Source organism: Curtobacterium sp. UNCCL17, assembly GCF_000686685.1.
GTDB lineage: Bacteria > Actinomycetota > Actinomycetes > Actinomycetales > Microbacteriaceae > Curtobacterium > Curtobacterium flaccumfaciens.
In genome coordinates this window covers 62,041-84,673 of the sequence record NZ_KK366000.1, presented here as the reverse complement: position 1 = coordinate 84,673, position 22,633 = coordinate 62,041, and the positions used below count along the sequence as shown (strand labels likewise).

Genomic DNA, 22,633 nt, shown 5'->3' with positions numbered 1-22,633 from the left:
GGATGCGGTAGCGGAAGTGAGCGTTCCTGATGGATACCGTTCAGTTGCGCTACCGTTCCGGCCGTGACCCGGCTAGCGTCGGACCATGCTCGACGTCCGCCGTCTCGTGCTCCTCCGTGAGCTGTCCATCCGCGGCACGATCGCGGCCGTCGCCGAGGCGGTGAACTTCACTCCGTCGGCGGTCTCGCAGCAGCTGAGTGCCCTGGAGCGGGAGGCCGGCGTGCAGCTCCTCCGCAAGGCCGGTCGACGACTCCAGCTCACCCCGCAGGCCGAGGTGCTGGTGGCCGCGGCGGGCCAGGTGCTCGACGTCCTCGAGCACGCGCAGTCCCAGGTGGAGGAGACCCTGTCGTCCGTGCAGGGCCGGGTGCGGGTCGCCGTGTTCCAGTCGGCGGCCCTCGCCCTGATGCCGAGCGCCCTGCACGAGATGGCCACGGAACACCCTGACGTCCGGGTCGAGATGGTGCAGCGCGAACCGGAGACCGCGCTGAACGAGACGTGGGCTCGCGACTTCGACATGGTCATCGCCGAGCAGTACCCCGCCCATGCCGCTCCGCACCTGCCGGGGCTCGACCGTTCCGACCTGACGACGGACGCGGTTCGGCTCGCCCTGCCCCCGCGCGACACGGCGCTGCGCCCGGTGTCGTCACTCGAGGACGCCCGCACCATGCCCTGGGTGATGGAGCCCCGCGGGACCGCGTCGCGGCACTTCGCCGAGCAGGTCTGCCGACGCTGGGGTTTCGAGCCCGACGTCCGGTACGAGACCGCCGACCTGCAGACGCAGATCCGCCTGGTCGAGTCGGGCAACGCCGTCAGCCTGATGCCCGACCTGATGTGGACCGGTCGGACGACGACCTGCCGGTTGCTCGAGCTGCCCGAGCGCCCCCGTCGGACGATCTTCACGGTGGTCCGCGCCGCTGGCGCATCGTCGCCAGCCGTGCGCGCACTCCGCTCCGCGCTCGAACGTGCCGCGTCCGTCGTCGGAGCGTGACACGGCGGCCTGGAGGCGCGGCGCGGGTCCGGCACGACGGCTGCGGACCTCCGTGCCATCGTGATCGTTCCGTGATCGAGCGATCGTCAGGACTGGTCAGCGGGCGACATTCCCTGAGTAGAGGACGCTGATCCGGCGTCCCACCCAGGCATCCGAGGGGGATCCCGTGAACCAGTCCTGCAAGTACACCTTCCGCCGCAGCGCGGCGATCGGAGCGGCGATCGCGATCGTCACCGCTTCGTCGGCGTTCGGCATCGGGGCGAGCGCCGCCTCCGCAGCGACCGACGAGACGGCTGCACCGAGCACCACCGCGACGTCGGCACCGCAGGACGCGACCACCGCGACCGCCGCAGCCGACACCACGGCGGCTGACACCGGCACCGACACCGACACCGCTCCCGACAACGCGCAGGCCACACCGGACGGCGAGACCGCCGACCCGGCACCGGCGCCTGCACCGGCACCGGCCGACGAGACGGCGACGCCGGACACCACCCCGGCCACGACCACGACGCCCGCCGCGGGCACCGCGCCGACGACCCCCGCCGCCGCCGAACAGCCCGCCCCCGAGGCATCGACGCCCGTCACCTGGGCAGAGCCGTCGACCGAGGACGCGCCGATCGTCCTCACCGCGACCGCCGGTCAGCCGTTCTCGCACACCTTCACGGCCCAGGGCGGTGACGGCCCACTGGAGTACCTGTTCAACCCGCTGAACTTCTACCCGAACAACGACGTCAACGGCTGGTCCTGGAACGAGCAGACCGGCGTCCTGAGCGCCACCCCGAAGAGCACCTTCGACGGGCCCGCACTGTTCGCGGTCACCGCGACCGACCTGCACCAGACCGCCGTACAGTACGTCCAGGTCGACATCGAGCCCGGCGCCCCGGTGGGTGTCACGTTCGGCGTCGACAGCTCGGACTCCGACGTCAGCTGGCAGGTCGACGCCGACGGGACGATCCGGGAGTACGCGCCGGGTGGCACCGGTGAGACCGTGGTGTCGGAGGTCCCCGCCACCGTCGGCTCCTCGATGACCCTCGCGGGTCTGGCCGTCGATGCGCTGGGCAACCCCACCACCCCGGGCGACGAGTACCCGCGCTCGACCGTCACGAGCACCACCGCGTCCGACGGCGTGGTCTGGGACCCGAACTGGTCGGCGAACACGGTGACGTTCTCGGAGCCGGGTACCCGCACGCTGACGGTGTCCGAGGGCGGCGTCTCCACCTCGTTCACGGTCCGCGTCTCCGAGGCCCCCGCTCCCGTCGCCGGCATCACCATCGGGGTGCTCCCGGCGGACGGGACGTCCGGCGACCGGTGGGGCGTCGAGGGCGACGTGATCACCTACTACCCGGAGGACGGCGACCCGCAGCAGGTCGACGCGATCCCGGCCCGACAGGGTGACCGGGTGCAGATCCGCGCCCTGGCCGTGGACGCCGAGGGGCAGCCGGTCGGCGACCACACCGACCTCACCTTCACGAGCGACGTGGCCAGCGACCGCATCGAGTACGACCCCGAGGCTGCTGCCACGTGGGTGACCTTCGAGCACGCGTCGCCGCACACGGTCACCGTCGCGTCCGGAGACGTGACGAGCACCATCCGCTTCGAGGTGCAGCCGACGGCGACGACCACGGTCACGACCACCCACACGCCGACCGCGTCGGGCACGCTCGCGTACACCGGTGCCGACGAGTCCGGCCCGCTCGCGTGGGCCCTCGGTCTCCTGGCGTCGGGTGCCGGCCTGCTCGTCTGGCGCCTGCGTCGCCGACTCGGCTGAGGCACGTCACAGCGACCGCCTGACGGACCGGAGGCGCGGGGCAGGACCGCCCCGCGCCTCCGGTCCGTCTTTGCGCGATTCTGTGAAAAACCCCAGATGAGAGTCGGTAGTACCGAGATGAAACCGTGATCTCCAGTAGGGGTCGGAACGCGTCCGCGAACCGTAACGTCAGCACCGAGGAGCGCGCGGGCACCGTGTGCTCGCCACCAGACTCCCGAGGGGGAACCATGCACCAGTCCACCAAGCCGCCCGTCCGCCGCGCGGCGGCGATCGGCATCGTCGTGGCGGCGACCGCCATCGGCTCGGTCATCGGCGTCGGCGCGCCCGCGACGGCGGCGACGCCGACGGGGACGACGACTCCGACGAGCACCACGGCGACCTCCACGGCCGCCAAGACGCCGAGCGCCAGCCCGACGCCCGGCACCGGCCCCGCCGCGAAGGCCACGGACAGCGCCACCCCGGCGGCGTCACCGGGTGACGGCAGCGACCTCGCGTTCACCGAGCCGTCGACCCAGGCGGCCCCGATCGCCCTCACCGCGACGGTCGGCACGCCGTTCAGCCACACGTTCACCACCACGGGCGGCAACGGCACCGTCGCGTACGCCATCCAGGACGCCCCGTCGGCGGACTACACGGTGAACGTCGAGACCGGCGTGCTGAGCGGCACGCCGACGACCGCCGGCACGTTCGACTTCGAGGTCGTGGCCCTCAGCGGCTCGACACAGGTGACCGAGTACGTCCGCCTGACCGTCTCGCCGTCGCCGGTCGTCTTCACCGAGCCGTCGACGAAGGCGAAGCCGCTCGCCCTCACCGCCACCGCCGGCGCGACCTTCACGCACACGTTCCGCACCACGGGCGGCACGGGGTCGCTGGCGTACGCGATCCAGGACGCACCCTCGTCCGACCTGACCGTCAACGTCGAGACCGGGGTGCTCACCAGCACCGTCACCACCGCTGGCACGTACGACTTCGAGGTCGTCGCCCTCCGTGGCACCGCGACCGCCACGGAGTACGTGCGCCTGACCGTCCTGCCGGCCGCACCCATCGGGGTCCGCGCGATCGTCGACACCGGCACACCCGGCGCAACGGTCTGGTCAGTCGCACCCGGTGGCGTCGTCAGCGCCTTCTCCGGCGGGGGCGAGCCCCTCGGCACCGTCGCGTCGGTCCCCGTCCAGCAGGGCGGTTCGCTCGTGGTGTCCGGCCTCGCCGTCGACCGGTTCGGCAACCCGACCGCGCCGGCTTCCGCGAGCACCGGGTTCGGCACGACGGTGACGAGCTCGGTGGCGTCGGACCGGGTCGTCACCGATCCCCGGGGCGACGCCTCGAAGGTGACGTTCCCGCACGCCTCGGACCACCGTCTCACCATCACCCAGGGCGGTGCCTCGACCACGTTCGTCGTCGCCGTCCGCCCCCTCGCCACGGCCGCGGTCGCGACCACGACGAGCGGCACCGGCGGCACGCTCGCCTACACCGGCGCCGACGAGACCACGCCGTTGGCGTGGGCTCTGGGCCTGCTCGCCGCCGGCGGCGGCCTGCTGGTCCACCGCTTGCGTCGCCGGCGCGCCTGAGACGCGACCGACGAGCGGACGGGAGGCCCGGTGCCGGCTGGCACCGGGCCTCCCGTCCGTTCGCGGTCGCGCCGGTCCCGGCGCAGGTCGTGACCAATCCGTGACCGAAGGATCGTCAGGTCTGCTCCCCACGGGACATTCCCTGAGTAGAGGACGCTGATCCGGCGTCCCGACCTGGTATCCGAGGGGGATCCCCGTGAAGCAGTCCTGCACATCCACGTTCCGACGCAGCGCCGCGGTCGGCGCAGCCGTCGCGATCGTCGCCGCGTCGTCCGCATTCGGCATCGGCGCCACCGCCGCCGTCGCCGACACCGCCGACACCGCCGACACCGCCACGTCCAGCACCACCGAGGTGACACCGACGGCACAGCCAGGGGGCACGACCGACCCGGCAGCGCCGGTCGCCTCCCCCGCTCCCGACGCTCCGGACGGGGCCGCCGTCCCCGGCACGCCGGCAGCGGACCCGGCTCCGACGCCGAGCCCGGATCCCGCAGGGCCGGTCGACCCGATCCCCACGCACACGCCCACGCCGACACCGGCTCCCGCGGCACCGGCCGGAACGGAGTCGACCACGGCGGCCTCGGTTCCGGTCACCTGGTCCGAGTCGTCGAGCCCCGAGGACCGGATCGTCCTGCACGCGACGGCCGGCGAACCGTTCTCGCACACGTTCGTCGCGAACGGCGGCGACCGCCCACTCGAGTACCTGTTCAACCCGCACACCACGCCGCCCGGTCTGCACTGGGACGAGAAGACGGGCGTCCTCAGCGGAACCCTCACCAACCCGGCGGACTCGTTCGACATCGACGTCGCTGCCACCGACCAGTACCAGAGCGCGACCCAGTACGTCCGGGTCGAGATCCAGCCGGGCGCGGCCGCGCACATCGGCGCCCAGGTGTACTCGAACGCCGAGGGGCGCAATCCCTCCTGGTCCGTCGCGGGCGGCCCGGACGGCGGCATCGCCCCGATCGGCGGCGGCGGTCTGATCGACGCGGTGCCGGTCGGACGCGGTGGGTCGCTCTGGGTCAGCGCCGTCGTCACCGACCGGATCGGGACCCCGCTCAACGGCACGGAGATGCCGTCAGAGTCGACCCTGACCAGTGACGACCCCGACGATGTCCTTCGCTACGACGACGAATCCAACACTTGGAAGGCGACCTTCGACGGCACCGGTCCGCGACAGCTCACCCTGCGCTCCGAGGGGCTCTCGCTGTCGATCCCGGTCGACGTCGCCGACACCCCGCTCACGTTCACGGAGCAGTCCTCCTCCGATGCCCCGCTCGACCTGACGGCGACGTCGGGCACGCCGTTCAGCCACCGCTTCTCGGTGCAGGGCGCGACCGGCCCGGTCGAGTACTCGCTCGCCGGCTCTGACGGCGGCGACGTCATCGGTGACGGGGACTTCTTCCGCTCCGAGTTCTCGATCGACCCCGCCACGGGCGTCCTGTCCGGCACGCCGCGCCCCGCGACGCAGTACGACTTCGAGGTGATCGCACGCAGTGGTTCCGAGACCGCGACGGCGCACGTCACCCTGACGGTCGAGCCCGGCGCCCCGGTCGGAGTCCTGGCGTCGGTCTACCACGGCGCTGAGGGCCCGGAGTGGGAGGTCGCACCCGACGGATCGGTCACCGAGTACACGATCGACGCTGCGGGGTCGGTGCAGACGAAGTCGGTCGACAGCGTGCCGGCGGACCAGGGCATCCCGTTGTTCGTGAAGGCCGTCGCCGTCGACGCCAACGGCAACCGCACGACGACCCCGGGCAGCCCGCACCCCGTCGTGACGAGCGACGTGTCCACTGACCGGATCACCTGGGTCGCGGAGGCGGAGTCCAACCAGGTCGACTTCCCGCACGCGTCGATCCACACGCTGACCGTGTCCAACGGAGGGGTCACGACCTCGTTCCGGGTCGATGTCCGAGCGAACGCCGATGCCGCCGGGTCCTCGACGACCCGTCCGGCGTCCGGCACGCTCGCCTACACCGGTGCCGACGAGTCCGGTCCCCTGGCGTGGGCGCTCGGTCTGCTCGCCGCCGGCGGTGGCCTGCTGGTGCACCGTCTGCGCCGTCGACGCGCCTGACACGCGATCCGATGCGGACGGGAGGCGCGGTGCGGGTCCGCACCGCGCCTCCCGTTCGTGAATCGTGCGGGAACCCCCAACCCGGGTCACATTCCGATCAAGCCCGTCGCGCACGTGCGCGGATAACCCCTACGATCCGATCATGCCGAGGATTCTCGGCGAACTCTTACGTTCCGGCACCCGACCGGACTCAAACCCTGGGGGACGAAGTGCGCCGCAGCACCTCCACCGTCCGACGCGCCTGCGCCGTCGGCACCACCGTCGCGCTGATCGGTCTCACGACCGGTCTGGGCGTCATGACCGCGACCGCAGCGACCGCTGCCGAGTCGAACCCGGCCGTCAGCGCTCCTGCGACGGCCGCCGCCGACGGCACCACGCCGAGCGACACCGCCACGGACGGCACGGGCACGCCCGCGACCGGCTCCGAGGCGGACGGCAGCACGCCGCCCGCCGGCGACACCACCGGTGACGACGCCCCCGCGGGCGACGACACCGGCGTGACCGGCCCGGACACCGAGCCGACCGACGCCGGCACCCCCGGCACCGGCTCCACGGCTCCGGCCGGCACCCCCGCCGCCCCGGCCGCGACCAAGCCCACGGAGCCCACCGCCACCGCGACCACCCCGGCCGCCGCAGCCGCCGTGGAGCAGTCGGTCACCATCACCGGCGACCTGTACGTCGGCTCGGACCTCGTCGCACGACAGTCCGGGTTCACCAAGGGCAGCAAGATCTCGTACGTCTGGACCTCCCCGACCGGGGCCGTCCTGTCCGAGAGCGCCACCTACACGATCACGACCGCCGACGCCGGCCAGGAGATCACGGTCACGCTCGAGGGCTCGGTCGCGGGCGAGACCGCCACGGCGACCACCGAGACCGCAGTGGCCCCCGTCTTCGTGGACGAGGACGGCCAGCCGCTCTCCGACGAGGACGGCGACACGTCCATCGAGGCGACCGCCGGCGAGGCTTTCTCGCAGACCTTCCGGGCGCTGAGCACCCCGGCGCCGGAGCTGTCGGCATCGTCGTTCGACGACGACGGCAACGAGCAGTCCACCCTGCCGAAGGGGATCTCCTTCGACGCGGAGACCGGCGTGCTCTCCGGCACCCTGACCGACACCGACCAGTACTACCAGGTCATGATCACGGCGACGTCGACGAGCCCGAGCGGCACCGTCTCGAACCAGCAGTTCGTCGACATCGACGTCCAGGCCGGTGCCCCCGTCGGCATCGAGGTCGTCACGCTCAACCAGAACGCGCTCGAGGACGCCAGCGACACCACGGCGTGGATCATCCACCCGAACGGTGACGTCTACACGGGTGACCTGCTCAGCGACTCCGAGCCGGTCAAGGGCGGCAAGGTGACCGTCAAGCAGGGCGGCACGCTGCTCGTCTCCGGTGCCCAGGTCGACCGCTTCGGCAACCAGATCATGCCCGACTTCGACGAGGAGACCGGCGAGCCGGAGTTCTTCACGCCGACCGTCACCTCGGACGTCGCGACCGACGTCATCGCCGCGGACTCCGACCTGGGCGGGGTCGGCCTGGTGTCCGTCACGTTCCCGCACGCCTCGACGCACACCCTGACCGTCTCCGGTGCCGCGGTGCCGAGCACGGTCTTCGCGGTGGACGTGCAGCCGACGATCGCCCCGGCCGCCGTCATCAAGCCGATCGTCCCCGCGGCGGTCGCCACGCACCACACCGGCTCCGGTCGGCTCGCCTACACCGGAACCGATGCGACGGGTGCCCTCCCCTGGGCGCTCGGCCTGCTCGTCGCCGGTGCCGGTCTGATCGGCGCCCGCACCCTGCGCCGTCGCCGCGCTCAGCGCTGACGGTCGCCGTCGTCTCCCGTCCGTCGCGCGCCCGCGTGACGGACGGGAGGCCCGGCTCGGCCCCGCCTGTCCCCGCACGGGGCGGCGGGGCCGTTTCCGTCCCACCGTCGGTAGCGTGGGCACCATGCCCACGCTGCTGCACATCGACTCCTCGGCCGACCTCACCCACTCCCGCTCGCGCGCACTGACCGCGGCCTTCGCCGACGCCTGGCGCGCCCGCGGCCCGGAGTACACGGTCGTCCGGCGGGACCTGCACGTCGACCAGCTCCCCCACCTGGAGAGCTCGGCGCTGCACTGGGCCGCCGCCGACCGCACGGCCGAGGAGACCGTGGCGCCCGAGGCCGAGGCCCTGCGCCAGCAGGTCATCGACGAGCTCCTGGCCGCCGACGTCGTCGTGGTGGGTGCGCCGCTGTACAACTACACCGTGCCGTCGACCCTGAAGGCCTGGATCGACCGCATCCACGTCCCCGGCATCCTGACCGGCGGCGTGCAGCCCCTGGCCGGACGACCCGTCGTCACCGTGGTGAGCCGCGGCGCGACCTACGACGCCGGCACCCCGACGGAGGGCTGGGACCACGGCTCCCCCGTCCTGCACATCGTGCTCGGCACCGCGCTCGGCATGAAGCTGTACCCGATCACCGTCAGCGCGACCCTGGCCGACCGGCTGCCGGACCTCGCACCGCTGGCCGACCACGCCGCCGCGGAGTTCGCCGACGCGAAGACGACGATCGAGCGCCTCGCGACCACTCTCGGCTGAGGTCAGGCGGGCCGGATCTCGCCGGCCCGCCCGAGCAGCTCCGCGTGGAAGGCCGTCTGCGTCAGCGCGCTCGCGAGCAGGAACCCGGTCATCGACTCGATCCCGCCGCTGAAGGGCACCCGGGCCGCGACCTCGAACAGCGTGGGACGGTCCAGCGCATCGAGGGCCGCGGCGACGTGACGCGAGCGCTCCTCCCGGTGCCGGGCCAGGGTCTCGGCGCGGGTGACGACGTCACGGAACCGGTACTCGTGCCCCGGGCAGACCTCGAGCTCGGCGTACGGGTCGAGCCGCTCGAGCGACGCCAGGTAGTCCCCGAGCGGGTTCGTGCCGGTCCGGCCGCCGAGCCCGATGCCGGAGTTGATCCGCGGCAGCACGTGGTCGCCGGAGAACAGCAGCCCGTCGGCCTCGTCCAGGAAGCACACGTGCCCGGTCGTGTGGCCCGGGGTCCAGAGCGTCCGGATCGTCCGACCGGGGATCGGCAGCAGGTCGCCGTCCTCGAGCAGCACGTCCGCGTACGGCGCCTCGATCCGGCCCATCCCGATCCGGCGTCCGCTGCCCCACGCCTCGACGACCCCGGGGCGAAGGTGCTCGGGCAGCCCCCACGTCGCGATGTCCGCGTCGTTCCGCTCGGCGTCGATCCGCTCCCGTTCGAGCGCGCTGACCTCGAGGCCGTGCATCGCCACCCGGGCCCCCGTCGACCGGCGGATGGCAGCCGCCGCCCCCAGGTGATCGGCGTGCAGGTGCGTCACGGCGACGAGCGACACCTCGTCCAGGGAACGGCCGATCCCAGCGAGCCCGTCCCGCAGCTCGGCGAGTCCGCCGTCGGCCGACCACCCGGGGTCGATCACCGCGAGCGAGCCGTCCGACCCCTCGACGACGTACACGAGGGTCGCGTCAGGCACCCCGAACCGGAACGGCACCGCGAGGGTCCAGATGCCCGCCCGGACCTGCTCGACGGGTGGCAGGACGCCGTCGCGGAGCGCGGCGGCCTGCACGGGGCTGATCGGTTCCGGGGCCGGCGCTGCCGGCGGGGGCACGGTCGTCACGCCGGCCACCCTACCGACGCGTGTCTGGCCCGTGACGGCCCTGCTCCCGACGCATGGTGAGCAGAAATGGTCGGGTGCGGGCCGTGGACCCGACCATTTCTGCTCACCGAACGCACGTGCCGGGCGGAGCACGGGCCTCCAGGCAGACGGCGCAGGCCGCGCCGACAGCCCCGCCCACGTGCGCGAGTAGACAGGACCCATGGAGATCGCACCGATGCTCGCCAAGGCCGTCGCCACCGTCCCCGAGCCGGACAGCACGAAGGGCGGGCTGCGGTACGAACCGAAGTGGGACGGCTTCCGGGGCATCGTGACCATCGACGGTGACGACGTCGAGATCGGCAGCCGCGGCGCCAAGCCGCTCACCCGGTACTTCCCCGAGCTCGTCGCGGCGTTCCGCGCGCAGTTCGGCGGCCGCGACCACCCGGTCGTCCTGGACGGCGAGGTGATCCTGCGTTCCGGCGAGCCCGGTGCCGAGCGCCTCGACTGGGAGGCCCTGTCGCAGCGCATCCACCCGGCGGCCTCGCGGATCGCCAAGCTCAGCGTCGACACCCCGGCGCAGTTCGTGGCCTTCGACCTGCTGGCCGTCGACGGGCAGGAGCTCCTCGACCTGCCCTTCGACGAGCGCCGTGAGCGCCTGGAACAGCTCGGTGACGCGATGACCGACCCGCTCTTCGTCACGCGCACCACGCTCGACGTCGAGCAGGCGCGCGAGTGGCTCACCACCTTCGAGGGCGCCGGGCTCGACGGCGTCGTCGCGAAGCCCCGCGCGCGGCCGTACGAGCCGAACAAGCGCTCGATGCTCAAGATCAAGCACCACCGCACCGCCGACGTCGTCGCCATCGGCTACCGCGTGCACAAGAGCGGCTCCGGCGTCGGGTCACTGCTGGTCGGACTGTACGACGCGGACGGCGAGCTCCGCCAGGTCGGCGGCGTCTCCGCCTTCTCGGACAAGCGGCGGGCCGCGTTGATCGACGAGCTCGAGCCCGTCGTGCTCCGCGAGGCGGACGGGAGGCCCGTCACCGGTGACGGGGAACGGTCGCGGTTCTCGTCGGGTCGCGACACGTCGTTCGTCCGGCTGGCGCCGGAGCTGGTGCTCGAGGTCCGGTACGACCAGATGGAGGGCGACCGGTTCCGGCACACCGTGCAGTTCGAGCGGTGGCGGCCCGACCGTGACGCGACGTCGTGCGGGTTCGAGCAGCTCGAGGTGCCGAGTGCGTACGACCTGAGCGACGTGCTGTCCTGACGCGGAACGCACTGCGGTGTCCGTTTGTCGCTGTTCTGTCACGTTCGGGGAAAAGTAGTTAGCCGAACTAGCGAAGCCGTGCCAGGATGATCTCAGCAGCACGAGGCGTCCAGTCCGGATGCCCTGATCGGAGCGGATCGACATGAGCACCAGCACGCTTGTCCGCCACCCTCGGCGGAGCCCCTTCACAGAAGTCCGAGAGGCACGGCGCCAGCGCGTCCTGCAGCTCAGCGCGGTCATCAGCGCCATCGCCGGCGTGACCGCCACGGCGCTCGCCCTCGTCACTATCGGTCTCGGCTCGTGATCGTCGACGGCATCACCGACGTGCACCGCGGCACCTGGTCGCGGCTCACCCGTCTGCACACCGCCAGCATCGGGCTGCCGACGCACACCACGCGCGTCGAGGACCCGGACCGTCAGCGGGACGTCTCCTCCGCAGCCTGAGGCTCGGTTCGGCTGCTCGGCCTCAGCTCGGCTTCTTCGCCCGTGAGGGCTGCACGCGCGGCGGCTCCCCGGGCATCTTCGGGAAGTCCGGCGGGAACGGCAGCTCACCCTCGCCGTTCGCCAGGTCCCGCTCCCACCACTCGAGCAACGGTGTGATGCTGCCCGGCTGCTCCCCCATCGACTCCCACGGGTCGCCGGTGGTGCGCAGCCGCTCCGGCACCGTCCGGATCGTGAAGGCCGTCGGGTCGGCGGTCCGCAGTTCCTCCCACGTGATCGGCGTCGACACCGAGGCGTGCGCGAGGGCCCGGGGGCTGTAGGCACCGGCCATCGTGCGGTCGCGGTTCGCCTGGTTGAAGTCGACGAAGATCCGTTGCCCCCGCTCTTCCTTCCACCACGCCGTCGTGACCCGGTCGGGCATCCGTCGTTCGAGTTCGCGCGCCGCGGCGATCACCGCGTGCCGCACCTCGAGGAACTCGTGCTCGGGGCGGATCGGCGCGAACACGTGCAGGCCGCGGTTGCCGCTCGTCTTGATCCAGGTGGTCAGGCCGACCTCGTCGAGGACCTTCCGCAGCTCCTCGGCCACCGGCACCGTGTCACCGAAGTCCGTGCCGGGCTGCGGGTCGAGGTCGATGCGGAGCTGGTCCGGGTGGTCGCTGTCCTCGGCACGAGAGGCCCACGGGTGGAACACCACCGTGTTCATCTGGGCGGCCCACACCGCCACGGCCGGCTCGTCGATCACGAGCTGCGGGTGCGACCGGGCACTCGGGTAGGTCACCGTGACCGAGCGGACGTAGTCGGGCGCCCCCTTCGGCGGGTTCTTCGAGAAGAACTGCTCGCCGTCGACACCGCCCGGGAACCGCTGCAGCGAGATCGGCCGGTCGCCGTTCGCCCGGAGGAAAGCATCGCCCACCGTCACGAGGTACTCCGCCAGGTCGAGCTTCGTGATGCCCGCCTCGGGCCAGAGCACCCGCGAGGGACTGCTGATCCGGACCTCGCGGTCACCGTCGGGCCCGGGCACCCGCACCGTCGTCGCTTCGCTCGCCATGCAGCGGACCGTACACGCGTGCCGGCCGCCCGCCCGCAGCCGAGTGCGCGCCGCCGAGCTCTCGCAAGACACCGGTGTTCCCTGGTCGAACACACGCACGCCGGTGTTCAGCGCGCGAACACCGGTGTCTTGCGGGCACGGCAGGATGGGCGGGTGAACGCGTACCTCGGCATCGACCTCGCGTGGGGGCTCGGCTCCGAGCGCAAGGCCGCGAACGAGACCGGGCTGGTCGCGATGGACCACGACGGCACGATCACCGACGCCGGGTGGGCCCGCGGGGTCGACGCCGTCACCGACTGGATCGCCGAGCACCTCGGGCCACGATCCCTGATCGCCGTGGACGCCTCGCTCGTCGTGACGAACCCCACGGGCATCCGCGAGTCCGAGCGGCAGGTCGGGCAGCGCTACGGCCGGTGGAAGGTCGCGGCGAACCCGACGAACCAGGCATCGGCGGCGAGCGCCGGCTCAGCGCTGCTCGACCGGCTGACCGCGCTGGGCGTGGGGTACGTCTCCGACACGGACTCGATGCGCCGACGCACCGGTCCGGCGATGTTCGAGTGCTACCCCTACACGACGCTGGTCGGGGTCGAGGAGCTCGGCTACGACGTGGAACGACCCCGGTACAAGCGGCTCGACCTCCGGATCCCCGCCGCCGAGGCACGTGCCCGTCGCGCCGAGGCCTTCGACGAGCTGGTCCGGCGGCTGCGCGAGACCCCGCTCGACCCGCCGCTGCTGCTCGACTCCCATCCGCTGACGCGGCGGCTCGCCGACCCGTCGGTGCTGCACGGTCCGACGCACAAGCACCGCGAGGACCTGCTCGACGGGGCCCTGTGCGCGTGGACGGCGGCGTTCTGGGAGCGACACGGCGACCAGCGCGTGCAGATCCTGGGAGGTGATCGGGGCCTCCCATCCGACCCGCTGGACGAGGCGGGCCGCCGGCCCGTCGTGGTGGCACCCGCACGCCCGTCGCAGCGGAGGCCGCGCGGCTAGGGTTGAGCGGTGAGCACGACGACCGAACCCCTGCACATCGGGCTGGTGTCGCTGCACACCTCCCCCGGAGACGAACCCGGTTCGGGCGAGGTCGGCGGCATGAACGTCGTCGTCCGGCACCAGGCCGAGGCGCTGGCCGACCTGGGCCACCACGTGGACATCATCACGCGCCGGTCCGCTCCGACGCAGCCGGACTCGGTGTCGCTCGTGCCGGGCGTGTGCCTGCGGTTCCTGTCCGCGGGGCCGGCCGAGCCGGTGCCGAAGGGTGAGCACGACGCGTTCATCGAACCGTTCCGTCACGAGCTGCAGCAGCTCGGGCCGTTCGACGTCCTGCACTCGCACCACTGGTTCTCCGGCGCCGCCGCACTGCCCGTCGCCCGCGAGCGCGGCATCCCCCACGTGCAGTCGTTCCACTCCATCGCCGCCGACCCGGCCACGCCGCTGTCCGAGGGCGAACGCCCCGAGTCCGCCGGCCGCATCGCCGGCGAGGAACTGCTGGCCCGCGAGTCGGACGCCGTCGTCGTGGTGTCCGAGGCCGAGGCGTCGACCGTGCGCACCCGGCTCGGCGGCGACGACGCCCGCATCTGGATCGTGCCGCCGGGGGTCGACGGGTCCGTCTTCCGGCCCGCCGCGGTCGGTGCGCGCCGCGCCGCCACCCCCTACGTGGTCGCGGCGGCGCGCGTGCAACCGCTCAAGGGCCTGGACCTGGCGATCGAGGCGATCGCGGACATCAGCCTGGAGGCCCGCCCCACGTTGGTCATCGCGGGCGACGTCTCGAGTGAGGCGGGCGACTACGTGGACGAACTGCGTCGGCTCGCCGACGCGCGGGGCATCGCCGACCACGTCACCTTCGTCGGGCCGCAGTCGCGTGCCGACCTGGCGTTCCTGTTCCGTGGCGCGGCAGCCGTGCTCGTGCCGTCCCACTCCGAGACCTACGGGCTCGTCGCGCTCGAGGGCTCCGCTTCCGGGGTGCCGGTCGTGGCCGCGGCTGCCGGGGGCCTGCGTGAGGCCGTGGTAGACGGGGAGACGGGCGTCGTGCTCGAATCTCGCGACCCCCAGGCGTGGGCGGACGAGATCGAGCGGATCCTGACGGATGCGCCGTACGCCGCCGGGCTCGCCGCTGCGGGTCGGGAGCACGCGGAGCGCCTGAGCTGGGAGCGGTCGGCCGCGGGGCTCGAGGACGTCTACCGCCGGGTGCTCGGACGATCGTGAGCGGGACGGGTGGTCGGTTCGCCGCGTTCTGGGCGGCGCTCGACGCCGTGCCCGTCGAGTCGGACGCCGAGGCGCTCTACGACGTCGGATCGGCCGAGGGACGGCTGCGGCGCGCGAACCTGGCGCGGTACCTGGAGCAGTCCGGGGCAGGGGCCGACACGTTGCTCGTGGCCGAGGCCCCGGGGTGGCGCGGCATGACGAACACGGGTGTGCCGTTCACGAGCATGCGCGAGCTCGCGTCCGGGTACTCGGTGCCACCGGAGCCGACGGCACCGTGGGAGGCCTCGTCCCGCGTCGTGCACGCTGCACTAGAGGGCTGGCGCGGTGCGCTCCCGGTCGCATGGGCGATCTTCCCGCACCACCCCTTCGTGGCACCGGACCGGCTGACGAACCGGACGCCACGGCCCGCCGAGGTCCGCTCGGGCGCGCCCGTCGCGCTCGCGCTGCTGGAGGCCCTCGGCGGCGCGGACCGGCTCCGCGTGGTCGCGGTCGGTCGGAAGGCGCAGGGAGCGCTCGCCCTGGCCGGCATCGAGGCGATCGCCGTGCGGCACCCGGCGCAGGGCGGCGCGAAGCAGTTCACCGAGCAGCTGCGGGCGCTGGACCGCTAGCCAGCTGTTCGATCGCGTGGGCGTCCCGGTCGCGCCCTGGTCGCGTCCCGCTCAGGCGGAGCGGACCTCGACGCCCTTGGCCGCGAGCCGCTCGGCGACGTGGGCGGGCAGTGGAGCGGCGGCGTACACGGTCCGGAGCTCCGGCAGGTCGAGCAGGTCGTCCCAGTTCTGCGGGTCGAAGCGGTCGTCCGAGCCGTCCCAGCCGGGGTGGACGTCCCGCAGCACCTCGAGGTCGGAGTCCACGGTGATCTCGGTGACGAGCGACAGGTGCGACGGCAGCAGGTCGAGGTCGTCGTAGTACTCGCGCGCCCGGTCGTCCTGCCCGTCGACGTCGAGGTCCTCGTCGGTCTCGTCCTCGGCGTCCGGGTCGTAGGGGTCGAGGACGTCGAGGTCGTAGCAGAGGACGTCGAGCACCAGGAGCTTCGCGTTGAAGTCCGCGAACTCGATGGGCTCCTCGGTGGTGTTCGACTGCTGGTCCATGGCCGGAGCGTATCCGTCGCCGAGCGACCGTGTTGCGATCGCGAGAAACCTTCCTGTGGGACTGGACAGGAAGGCATCTCGCGCGCAAGGGTGACGCATGGCCACCACCAAGACGGACCGCCCACAGCAGGAGCAGCACGAGCTCCGCCGGGTCATCGGTCCCAAGCTCCTGCTGCTCTTCATCGTCGGCGACATCCTCGGCACGGGTGTCTACGCGCTCACCGGCCAGGTCGCGGCCGAGGTCGGCGGGGCAGCGTGGCTCCCCTTCCTCATCGCGTTCGCGGTCGCGCTGCTGACGGCGTTCTCGTACCTCGAACTCGTGACGAAGTACCCGCAGACCGCCGGTGCCGCCCTCTACGTGCACAAGGCATTCGGCATCCACTTCGTCACCTTCATCGTGACGTTCATCGTGATGTGTTCCGGGATCACGTCGGCGTCGACGGCATCGCGGGCGTTCGCGGCGAACCTCGGCGCCGGGTTCGGCATCGAGCTGCCGAACGGCGTGGTGATGCTCATCGCGATGGGCTTCATGCTCGCGGTGATGTTCATCAACTTCCGCGGGGTGAGCGAGAGCGTCAAGACGAACGTCGTGCTGACGCTCGTCGAGCTGTCCGGTCTCGTCATGGTGATCCTGATCGGGTTCTGGGCGATCGCGGGCGGCAACGCGGACTTCTCGCGGGTCGTGATGTTCGAGACGCCGGAGGACAAGTCCCTGCTGCTGTCGATCAGCACCGCGACGTCGCTGGCGTTCTTCGCGATGGTCGGGTTCGAGGACTCGGTCAACATGGCCGAGGAGACCAAGGACCCATCGCGCATCTTCCCGAAGATCATGCTCACCGGCCTCGGCATCACCGCCGTGATCTACGTGCTCGTGTCGATCTGCGCCGTGGCCGTCGTGCCGATCGGTGAGCTTGCCGGCAACGAGACCCCGCTCGTCACCGTCGTGCAGACCGCCGCGCCGGACTTCCCGATCGCCGACCTGCTGCCCTTCATCTCGATGTTCGCCGTCGCCAACACGGCCCTGATCAACATGATGATGGCGTCGCGCCTGCTCTACGGCATGAGCAAGCAGGGCGTGCTGCCGGGCTTCCTGTCCCGCATCTCCCCCGCCCGTCGCACCCCGTCGACCGCGATCGTCTTCACCACGCTCATCTCGCTGCTGCTGATCGGGTGGGTCTCGCTCGACCCGGACTCCCCCATCGTCGTCGTCCTCGGTGGCACCACCTCGCTGTTGCTGCTGACGGTGTTCGCCGTCGTCAACGTGACCGTGCTCGTGCTGCGCCGCGACAAGGTCGACCACAAGCACTTCCGAGCCGGCGTCGTCATCCCGGTCATCGGCATCGTCACGTGCCTGTGGCTCGTCATGCCGTTCTCGTCCGGCCGCGACCCGCAGCAGTACCAGATCGCCGGCGCACTGCTGGCCCTGGGCGTGCTGCTCTGGGTCCTGACCTGGTTCACGCACGGACGGAAGCAGGCCGAGAAGGCCCCGACCGGACTCGTGACGGAGCCGACGAAGGTGCAGCGCCCGCCGCACGACCACCGCGACGTCTGATGGACGCGACGAGCGTCATCTGGACCGTCGCCGTCGTGGCGATCGCCGCACTGTCCCTGTCCGCCGGAGGCTGGCGCCTTCGTCGGGGTCGCCGGGACGACCGACGCGACCGGTGACCGCCGCGCACGGATGACCCGTGACGGTTCTGGTTCGCGAAGCCCTGCGCTTCGTGAACCAGAACCGTCACTCGTTGCCGGGAACGCACCTGCCCCGGAGCGAGCAACCGACGGCGAACCCAGAACCGCGGAGCGCGGAGCGTGCGATCACGGCGGGCCGCCGCACGCTTCCCAGGAGGCGCCCGTACGCTCGTGCTGCTCTTCCTGCTCCGCCCGCCCAGCCCGTCGAGAGGTCCCGTCATGCGCCGCGTCGGCATCACCCTCGCCTCGGTGTTCGGCGCCGGGATCGTGGCGGTCGGCATCGGTGTGGTCGTCCTCGTCGTGATCGCGGTCAACTCGCTCGCCGGCATCGCGAAGTCGAGCGCCGCCACCCCGACTCCCGCGTGCCCGGCCGTCGCCTCGAAGACGATCGGCGGGATGGTCGTGCCGGCCGGACCCGTCGGCGGCTTCTGCCAGGACCGCCTGGTGAACGCCGCGCACGTGATCGAAGCCGCCCAGGCGCTCGGCATCGGCCCGCACACGCAGGCCGTCGGGGTGATGACCGCGATCGGCGAGTCGAGCCTGGTGAACCTGGACCACGGCGACGCCGCGGGCCCGGACAGCCGCGGCCTGTTCCAGCAGCGTGACAACGGCGCCTGGGGCACGTACGAGCAGCGGATGGACCCGTACACGGCCGCGTCGATGTTCTACGCGAAGCTGGTGAAGGTGCCCGGCTGGAAGACGATGAGCCCGACGCAGATGGCGCACGCGGTGCAGATCAACTCGGACCCGGACCACTACGCGAAGTCGTGGCCGCAGGCGAAGGCGATCGTCGAGGAGCTCACCGGCCAGGACGTGCCGGACGCCGCTCCCCAGGGCTGACCACTCACGAGGCCACCGGCTGCGTGTCCTCGTCGAACTCGACGATCGCGGCTCCGCCGGAGTGCACGACGACCTGGGCGCGGAGCCGGATCGAGTGCTCGTCGAGGGCACACGCACAGGCGTCGACCCACTCCCAGTCCACCGGGTAGAGCCGGTCGGCGTCAGGGCGCTCCCACACGAGCACGACGTCGACGGCGCCGAGCTGCGCCACGATGTCCGCGATCAGGGCCGCGAAGTCGTCGACGTGCTCGTCCGGGGAGTACGGCAGATCGGCGATCGGCAGCAGGAACGGGATCGACATCCCACGGTCGTCGAGGAACAGCACCCAGCACTGCCGGCGCAGCGGTCGTTCGACGACGGCTTCGACGAGTCGGACGACGTCGTCGTCGGTGCGGACGGGTTCACGGATCAGGCGGTCGAGCATCTCGGTGTCAGGCATGGCTCCAGCGTGTCGGTCCGACCGCCGCCACCGAGGCGCGCGTCGGCTTCTGTGGAGAGACGTCCGACACTCCCCCACCTGTGGAGGAAGAAGCGCCTAGATGCCGTGCGTGACCGAACTGTCGACGAGCAAGAGCGAGGCGAAGAACGCGGCGACGATCGCCGCCATGCCGACGAGCACCACCGGCCAGGTCAGCCGCCGTCGCACGAGCCGCAGCACGCAGACCGCGATCGTCGCGACCAGGACGGCCGCCACGATGATCGGCCCCACGACGACGACCGAGTCACCCAGCGTCTCGTTGCACGTGTTGCCCGGCGCCCCGCACGACACGAACGCGAGCGACATCAGCCGGATCCCCCACCCCGCTGCCAACGCGCCGACCGTCAGCACGACGAGCAGGGCGGTGGAGGCGACCAGGTCCGCGACGCGGCTGCGACCGGCCAGGGGGTGGCGGGCCTCCCGACCGAAGCGTGACGGGCCGGACCCGAGCGGATCCGGACCCGCGCCGGGGGCCGGACCGCTCTGCCGCGCGGGCGCGCCCATCAGGAGCGCCGGCCGCGCGTCGACCAGAGGGCGAGCGCGATGAGGACGGGCTGACCGAACAGGCGGACGAAGCGCTTCTCGTCGCTGTCCAGACCGAAGGCGTCGCGACGGTTCACCCACTGCGACAGGTTGCCGGGGAAGATGACCGTGAAGAACAGGGCCGCGACCGAGCCGACGAAGCGGCGGGCCGGCTTCGGAGCGAGCACCAGGGCCGAGCCGAGCGTGATCTCCGCGACCCCCGACGCGAGCACCGTCGTGTCGTCGTCCAGGGGGACGAAGTCGGGCACCTGCGCCGTGAACTCCTTGCGCGCGAAGGTGAGGTGGCTCGTGCCCGCGACGACGAGGGCCAGGCCGAGCAGGACGCGGAAGAAGGAACGCATGCCTCCATGGTGCCCGTTCCCGCGATCGGGTGCCCGCGCTGCGCGACCTGGACGTGCTCGAAGCGAGGTTCACTCGCTAACATGCGGTCCATGGGAGCAGTTGCTCGTGACCACGAACCGCCGGCAGCCCCGGCGACCTTCGCGGTGCTGCTCGGACCGGTCGCGTTCTACCTCGGCATCATCGTGCCCGCGCAGTCCACCGTGCGGCACGTGCTGCTCGGTGCGGTGTTCGGGCTCGTGTGCGTGCTGAGCGGCTGGCGGGCGATCCGGATCGCCGGGCGTCGCCGCGCGGTGCAGGTGTGGTCGTGGATCGGCATCGTGATCGGGACCGCGGGACTCGTCATGCTCGTGTGGCAGGTGCTCGTGATCGTGACCGGGGGCGCGTTCCCGCCGCCGTTCTGGTCGCCGTACGCCAACCGCTGACGCGGTCCGGCCGGGAGGCCCGGGTCGGGTCCGCCCCGCCGCGCACGACTCCGGTCGGTCCGGATCAGGACCGCCCCGCGAGACGAGACCGGGTCACCAGCCGAGCGTGCCGGGAGCGCCCTTGAACGGTCCGACGATGTCCGCCGTGATCCAGCCGCCGTAGAAGTCACCGTCCTGCGACTGGACCCGTTCGCCGCCGACCTCGCACGAGTCCATCGCCGACGGGTAGATCGCGACGCGTTCCCGCAGCGACTCGTAGCCGGGCACGGGCGTCGGGTAGTTCCAGGCGGCACGGCTCGCGACCGTCCCGTCGCCGCCGACGACGTCGAAGTAGCGCGCGAGGCCCTTGAACTCGCACATGCTCGATCCGGGTGCCTTCACGAGCGCACCCTCGGCCAGGTCGGCCATCGGCAGGTAGTAGACCGGCGGGTGCGAAGTCTCGAGCACGCGGACGGCGTCGGTCGTGTCGGCGACGACCGAGCCGCCCAGCCGGACGACGACGCGGGCGGTGACCCGCTCGACGGCGGGTGGGCGGGGGTAGTCCCAGACGGACTCCTGGCCGGGGCCGGGCTCGGTCCTCTTCGGGTGGCGCATGCTCCAGGTCTACGCCCGGTGCCTGCGCTGCAGCCGCGTGCGGCGGGGGCGCGTGCGGGCGTGTCGGGCCGTTCTTTCGCGCTGAGCGACAGTTCACGGGCTCGGCGGCGCGAGAAGTGTCGTCCAGCGCGAAACTCCGCCCGGCCCCACCGCCGCGCACGCGCGCAACCCGCCGCCGGAACGCCCACACCCCGCCCGTGCGCACGACCGCCTCCGGGTGCACCATGGGCGGGTGACGACGACGACACGCACCCTGTTCCGACGGAAGCCCATCGACACGATCGATGACGAGGCCGGGGGCGAGGGCGGCCTGAAACGGCACCTCGGTCTGTGGCAGCTCACCGCGATCGGCATCGGCGGCATCATCGGTGCCGGCATCTTCACCCTCGCCGGCACCGTCGCGAACGGCGTCGCAGGCCCCGCGGTGCTGATCAGCTTCCTGGTCGCCGGGGTCGCGAGCGCCGCCGCTGCCCTGTCGTACGCCGAGTTCGCGGGGCTCATCCCGAAGGCCGGCAGCGCGTACACGTACGGCTACGCGGTGCTCGGCGAGATCGTCGGGTGGTTCATCGGCTGGGACCTGCTGCTCGAGTACACGGCGATCGTGGCGGTGGTCGCGATCGGCATCTCCGGCTACGTGGGGTTCCTGGTCGGCCAGTTCGGCATCGACCTGCCCGCATGGATGCTCGGCGCCCCGGGCACCGGTGACGGCCACGTGATCGACGTCTTCGCGATCGCGCTGTGCCTGCTCACCGCGTTCGTGCTGACGCGCGGCATCCGCAGCGCCGCCCGGTTCGAGTTCGTCGCCGTCGGCATCAAGGTGGCGCTCGTCGTGCTCATCGTCGTGCTCGGCGTGTTCCACATCAACAGTGCGAACTACTCCCCGTACTTCCCGTTCGGCTTCGGCGGCGTGATGACCGGCGCCGCCACCGTGTTCTTCGCCGTGTTCGGCTACGACGCCATGTCCACCGCGGCCGAGGAGTCCACCGACGCCCGCAAGCACATGCCGAAGGCGATCCTGCTGTCCCTCGGCATCTCGATGGTGCTGTACGTCCTGGCGACCCTCGTGCTCACCGGGATGCAGAAGTACACCGACATCGACCCGGCGTCGGGCTTCTCGTCGGCGTTCGCGTCCGTCGGCCTCGGCGGTGTCGCCAACGTCATCGCGATCGGTGCCATCGTCGGCATCGTCACGGTTCTGGTGACGTTCATGCTCGGTGCCTCGCGCGTCTGGTTCTCGATGAGCCGCGACGGTCTGATGCCGAAGTGGTTCGCGAAGACCGACCCGAAGCGGCACGTGCCGACACGGGTGACCTGGATCCTCGGCATCGCGTCGGCGATCCTGGCCGGGGTGCTGCCGATCGGTGTGGTCGCCGAGCTCACGAACATCGGCATCCTGCTCGCGTTCGTCGTGGTGTGCTCGGCCGTGGTGGTCCTGCGCTACCGGCAGCCCGACCTGGACCGCCAGTTCCGGCTGCCGTTCATGCCCGTCATCCCGATCATCGGCGTCATCGCGTCGCTGTGGCTCGTCACGTTCCTGCAGTGGGAGACGTGGGTGCGGTTCGCGATCTGGTTCGCGATCGGGCTCGGTGTGTACTTCGGGTACTCGCGACGCCACAGCAAGTTGGCGACGGGCGAGGTGACCGGCGGGAAGCCCCTGCGCGACTGAGCACCCGACG

The 22,633-nt window shown here is 71.9% G+C and carries 23 protein-coding genes; 16 read left to right on the top strand and 7 right to left on the bottom strand.

Annotated features, from left to right (window positions below):
• Nucleotides 1–85: 85 nt before the first annotated feature.
• The 6 genes from BR70_RS0105230 to BR70_RS0105205 all read left to right on the top strand — a co-directional run bounded on the left by BR70_RS0105230 (nt 86) and on the right by BR70_RS0105205 (nt 8,981).
• A complete protein-coding gene (locus BR70_RS0105230; RefSeq protein WP_027465200.1) occupies nt 86–988 on the top strand; it encodes a LysR substrate-binding domain-containing protein in 903 nt (300 codons plus the stop codon).
• 166 nt (nt 989–1,154) lie between these two features.
• Nucleotides 1,155–2,759 carry a hypothetical protein gene (locus tag BR70_RS0105225; protein WP_027465199.1) on the top strand — a complete coding sequence of 535 codons (1,605 nt, stop codon included), beginning with the start codon at nt 1,155–1,157 and terminating at the stop codon, nt 2,757–2,759.
• Between the two features lie 227 nt (nt 2,760–2,986).
• On the top strand, nt 2,987–4,327 hold the full coding sequence (locus BR70_RS0105220; RefSeq protein WP_027465198.1) for a hypothetical protein: 1,341 nt from the start codon (nt 2,987–2,989) through the stop codon (nt 4,325–4,327).
• Between the two features lie 196 nt (nt 4,328–4,523).
• Nucleotides 4,524–6,401, top strand: a complete 1,878-nt coding sequence (locus BR70_RS0105215; RefSeq protein WP_027465197.1) for a hypothetical protein — start codon at nt 4,524–4,526, stop codon at nt 6,399–6,401.
• A 209-nt stretch (nt 6,402–6,610) separates the two neighbouring features.
• A complete protein-coding gene (locus BR70_RS0105210) occupies nt 6,611–8,224 on the top strand; it encodes a putative Ig domain-containing protein (RefSeq protein ID WP_027465196.1) in 1,614 nt (537 codons plus the stop codon).
• A 124-nt stretch (nt 8,225–8,348) separates the two neighbouring features.
• Nucleotides 8,349–8,981 (top strand): FMN-dependent NADH-azoreductase, encoded by a 633-nt coding sequence (locus BR70_RS0105205; protein ID WP_027465195.1) that lies wholly within the window; start codon nt 8,349–8,351, stop codon nt 8,979–8,981.
• Nucleotides 8,982–8,983: 2 nt separating this feature from the next.
• Here the strand turns inward: BR70_RS0105205 and BR70_RS19705 are convergent, their stop codons facing one another.
• Complete coding sequence (locus tag BR70_RS19705) at nt 8,984–10,027, bottom strand: MBL fold metallo-hydrolase (protein ID WP_051596671.1); 1,044 nt, start codon at nt 10,025–10,027, stop codon at nt 8,984–8,986.
• A 199-nt stretch (nt 10,028–10,226) separates the two neighbouring features.
• On the opposite strand from BR70_RS19705, the gene BR70_RS0105195 reads away from it, so the two are divergent.
• The 3 genes from BR70_RS0105195 to BR70_RS23130 all read left to right on the top strand — a co-directional run bounded on the left by BR70_RS0105195 (nt 10,227) and on the right by BR70_RS23130 (nt 11,714).
• Nucleotides 10,227–11,270 (top strand): ATP-dependent DNA ligase, encoded by a 1,044-nt coding sequence (locus tag BR70_RS0105195; protein ID WP_027465194.1) that lies wholly within the window; start codon nt 10,227–10,229, stop codon nt 11,268–11,270.
• Between the two features lie 142 nt (nt 11,271–11,412).
• Nucleotides 11,413–11,574 carry a hypothetical protein gene (locus tag BR70_RS23135; protein WP_155896789.1) on the top strand — a complete coding sequence of 54 codons (162 nt, stop codon included), beginning with the start codon at nt 11,413–11,415 and terminating at the stop codon, nt 11,572–11,574.
• On the top strand, nt 11,571–11,714 hold the full coding sequence (locus BR70_RS23130; protein WP_155896788.1) for a hypothetical protein: 144 nt from the start codon (nt 11,571–11,573) through the stop codon (nt 11,712–11,714). Before BR70_RS23135 ends, BR70_RS23130 begins: the two co-directional genes overlap by 4 nt.
• Before the next feature lie 22 nt (nt 11,715–11,736).
• On the opposite strand, the gene ligD is transcribed toward BR70_RS23130, so the two are convergent.
• Nucleotides 11,737–12,759, bottom strand: a complete 1,023-nt coding sequence (gene ligD, locus BR70_RS0105180; protein ID WP_027465193.1) for a non-homologous end-joining DNA ligase — start codon at nt 12,757–12,759, stop codon at nt 11,737–11,739.
• A 153-nt stretch (nt 12,760–12,912) separates the two neighbouring features.
• Here ligD and BR70_RS0105175 point away from each other — a divergent pair, with 153 nt between their 5' ends.
• From BR70_RS0105175 to BR70_RS0105165, 3 genes are read left to right on the top strand one after another with little or no spacing between them, the layout of a single operon-like run.
• A complete protein-coding gene (locus tag BR70_RS0105175) occupies nt 12,913–13,749 on the top strand; it encodes a DUF429 domain-containing protein (RefSeq protein WP_035808202.1) in 837 nt (278 codons plus the stop codon).
• 9 nt (nt 13,750–13,758) lie between these two features.
• Complete coding sequence (locus BR70_RS0105170; RefSeq protein WP_027465191.1) at nt 13,759–14,961, top strand: glycosyltransferase; 1,203 nt, start codon at nt 13,759–13,761, stop codon at nt 14,959–14,961.
• Nucleotides 14,958–15,569, top strand: a complete 612-nt coding sequence (locus BR70_RS0105165; RefSeq protein WP_035808200.1) for a uracil-DNA glycosylase — start codon at nt 14,958–14,960, stop codon at nt 15,567–15,569. Before BR70_RS0105170 ends, BR70_RS0105165 begins: the two co-directional genes overlap by 4 nt.
• A 51-nt stretch (nt 15,570–15,620) precedes the next feature.
• Here the strand turns inward: BR70_RS0105165 and BR70_RS22165 are convergent, their stop codons facing one another.
• Complete coding sequence (locus BR70_RS22165; RefSeq protein ID WP_051596670.1) at nt 15,621–16,049, bottom strand: DUF6892 domain-containing protein; 429 nt, start codon at nt 16,047–16,049, stop codon at nt 15,621–15,623.
• Between the two features lie 97 nt (nt 16,050–16,146).
• Here BR70_RS22165 and BR70_RS0105155 point away from each other — a divergent pair, with 97 nt between their 5' ends.
• Both BR70_RS0105155 and BR70_RS19695 read left to right on the top strand, forming a co-directional pair.
• Nucleotides 16,147–17,601, top strand: a complete 1,455-nt coding sequence (locus BR70_RS0105155) for an APC family permease (RefSeq protein ID WP_027465189.1) — start codon at nt 16,147–16,149, stop codon at nt 17,599–17,601.
• Nucleotides 17,602–17,957: 356 nt separating this feature from the next.
• Nucleotides 17,958–18,578 (top strand): hypothetical protein, encoded by a 621-nt coding sequence (locus BR70_RS19695; protein WP_051596669.1) that lies wholly within the window; start codon nt 17,958–17,960, stop codon nt 18,576–18,578.
• 4 nt (nt 18,579–18,582) lie between these two features.
• On the opposite strand, the gene BR70_RS0105140 is transcribed toward BR70_RS19695, so the two are convergent.
• The 3 genes from BR70_RS0105140 to BR70_RS0105130 form a co-directional block, all read right to left on the bottom strand.
• Nucleotides 18,583–19,017, bottom strand: a complete 435-nt coding sequence (locus BR70_RS0105140; RefSeq protein ID WP_027465188.1) for a hypothetical protein — start codon at nt 19,015–19,017, stop codon at nt 18,583–18,585.
• Nucleotides 19,018–19,113: 96 nt separating this feature from the next.
• Nucleotides 19,114–19,587 carry a DUF6264 family protein gene (locus tag BR70_RS0105135; protein ID WP_442854635.1) on the bottom strand — a complete coding sequence of 158 codons (474 nt, stop codon included), beginning with the start codon at nt 19,585–19,587 and terminating at the stop codon, nt 19,114–19,116.
• Nucleotides 19,560–19,940 (bottom strand): DoxX family protein, encoded by a 381-nt coding sequence (locus tag BR70_RS0105130; RefSeq protein WP_027465186.1) that lies wholly within the window; start codon nt 19,938–19,940, stop codon nt 19,560–19,562. Before BR70_RS0105130 ends, BR70_RS0105135 begins: the two co-directional genes overlap by 28 nt.
• A 90-nt stretch (nt 19,941–20,030) precedes the next feature.
• Between BR70_RS0105130 and BR70_RS0105125 the strand changes: the two genes are divergently transcribed.
• Nucleotides 20,031–20,363, top strand: a complete 333-nt coding sequence (locus tag BR70_RS0105125) for a hypothetical protein (protein WP_035808197.1) — start codon at nt 20,031–20,033, stop codon at nt 20,361–20,363.
• A 93-nt stretch (nt 20,364–20,456) separates the two neighbouring features.
• On the opposite strand, the gene BR70_RS0105120 is transcribed toward BR70_RS0105125, so the two are convergent.
• The gene (locus tag BR70_RS0105120; protein WP_027465184.1) at nt 20,457–20,957 is read right to left on the bottom strand and encodes a DUF427 domain-containing protein; all 501 of its coding nucleotides are present in this window, start codon (nt 20,955–20,957) and stop codon (nt 20,457–20,459) included.
• Between the two features lie 232 nt (nt 20,958–21,189).
• Here BR70_RS0105120 and BR70_RS19690 point away from each other — a divergent pair, with 232 nt between their 5' ends.
• Nucleotides 21,190–22,623 carry an amino acid permease gene (locus tag BR70_RS19690; protein ID WP_051596668.1) on the top strand — a complete coding sequence of 478 codons (1,434 nt, stop codon included), beginning with the start codon at nt 21,190–21,192 and terminating at the stop codon, nt 22,621–22,623.
• The last annotated feature ends 10 nt before the right edge of the window (nt 22,624–22,633 follow it).

What these genes read in the sequence shown, in the direction of transcription:
- BR70_RS0105230 (WP_027465200.1), top strand. Translation starts at nt 86, where the DNA reads ATGCTCGACGTCCGCCGTCTCGTGCTCCTCCGTGAGCTGTCCATCCGC.
- BR70_RS0105220 (WP_027465198.1), top strand. Translation starts at nt 2,987, where the DNA reads ATGCACCAGTCCACCAAGCCGCCCGTCCGCCGCGCGGCGGCGATCGGC.
- BR70_RS0105205 (WP_027465195.1), top strand. Translation starts at nt 8,349, where the DNA reads ATGCCCACGCTGCTGCACATCGACTCCTCGGCCGACCTCACCCACTCC.
- BR70_RS0105195 (WP_027465194.1), top strand. Translation starts at nt 10,227, where the DNA reads ATGGAGATCGCACCGATGCTCGCCAAGGCCGTCGCCACCGTCCCCGAG.
- BR70_RS23135 (WP_155896789.1), top strand. Translation starts at nt 11,413, where the DNA reads ATGAGCACCAGCACGCTTGTCCGCCACCCTCGGCGGAGCCCCTTCACA.
- ligD (WP_027465193.1), bottom strand. Translation starts at nt 12,759, where the DNA reads ATGGCGAGCGAAGCGACGACGGTGCGGGTGCCCGGGCCCGACGGTGAC.
- BR70_RS22165 (WP_051596670.1), bottom strand. Translation starts at nt 16,049, where the DNA reads ATGGACCAGCAGTCGAACACCACCGAGGAGCCCATCGAGTTCGCGGAC.
- BR70_RS0105155 (WP_027465189.1), top strand. Translation starts at nt 16,147, where the DNA reads ATGGCCACCACCAAGACGGACCGCCCACAGCAGGAGCAGCACGAGCTC.
- BR70_RS19695 (WP_051596669.1), top strand. Translation starts at nt 17,958, where the DNA reads ATGCGCCGCGTCGGCATCACCCTCGCCTCGGTGTTCGGCGCCGGGATC.
- BR70_RS0105140 (WP_027465188.1), bottom strand. Translation starts at nt 19,017, where the DNA reads ATGCCTGACACCGAGATGCTCGACCGCCTGATCCGTGAACCCGTCCGC.
- BR70_RS0105130 (WP_027465186.1), bottom strand. Translation starts at nt 19,940, where the DNA reads ATGCGTTCCTTCTTCCGCGTCCTGCTCGGCCTGGCCCTCGTCGTCGCG.
- BR70_RS0105125 (WP_035808197.1), top strand. Translation starts at nt 20,031, where the DNA reads ATGGGAGCAGTTGCTCGTGACCACGAACCGCCGGCAGCCCCGGCGACC.
- BR70_RS0105120 (WP_027465184.1), bottom strand. Translation starts at nt 20,957, where the DNA reads ATGCGCCACCCGAAGAGGACCGAGCCCGGCCCCGGCCAGGAGTCCGTC.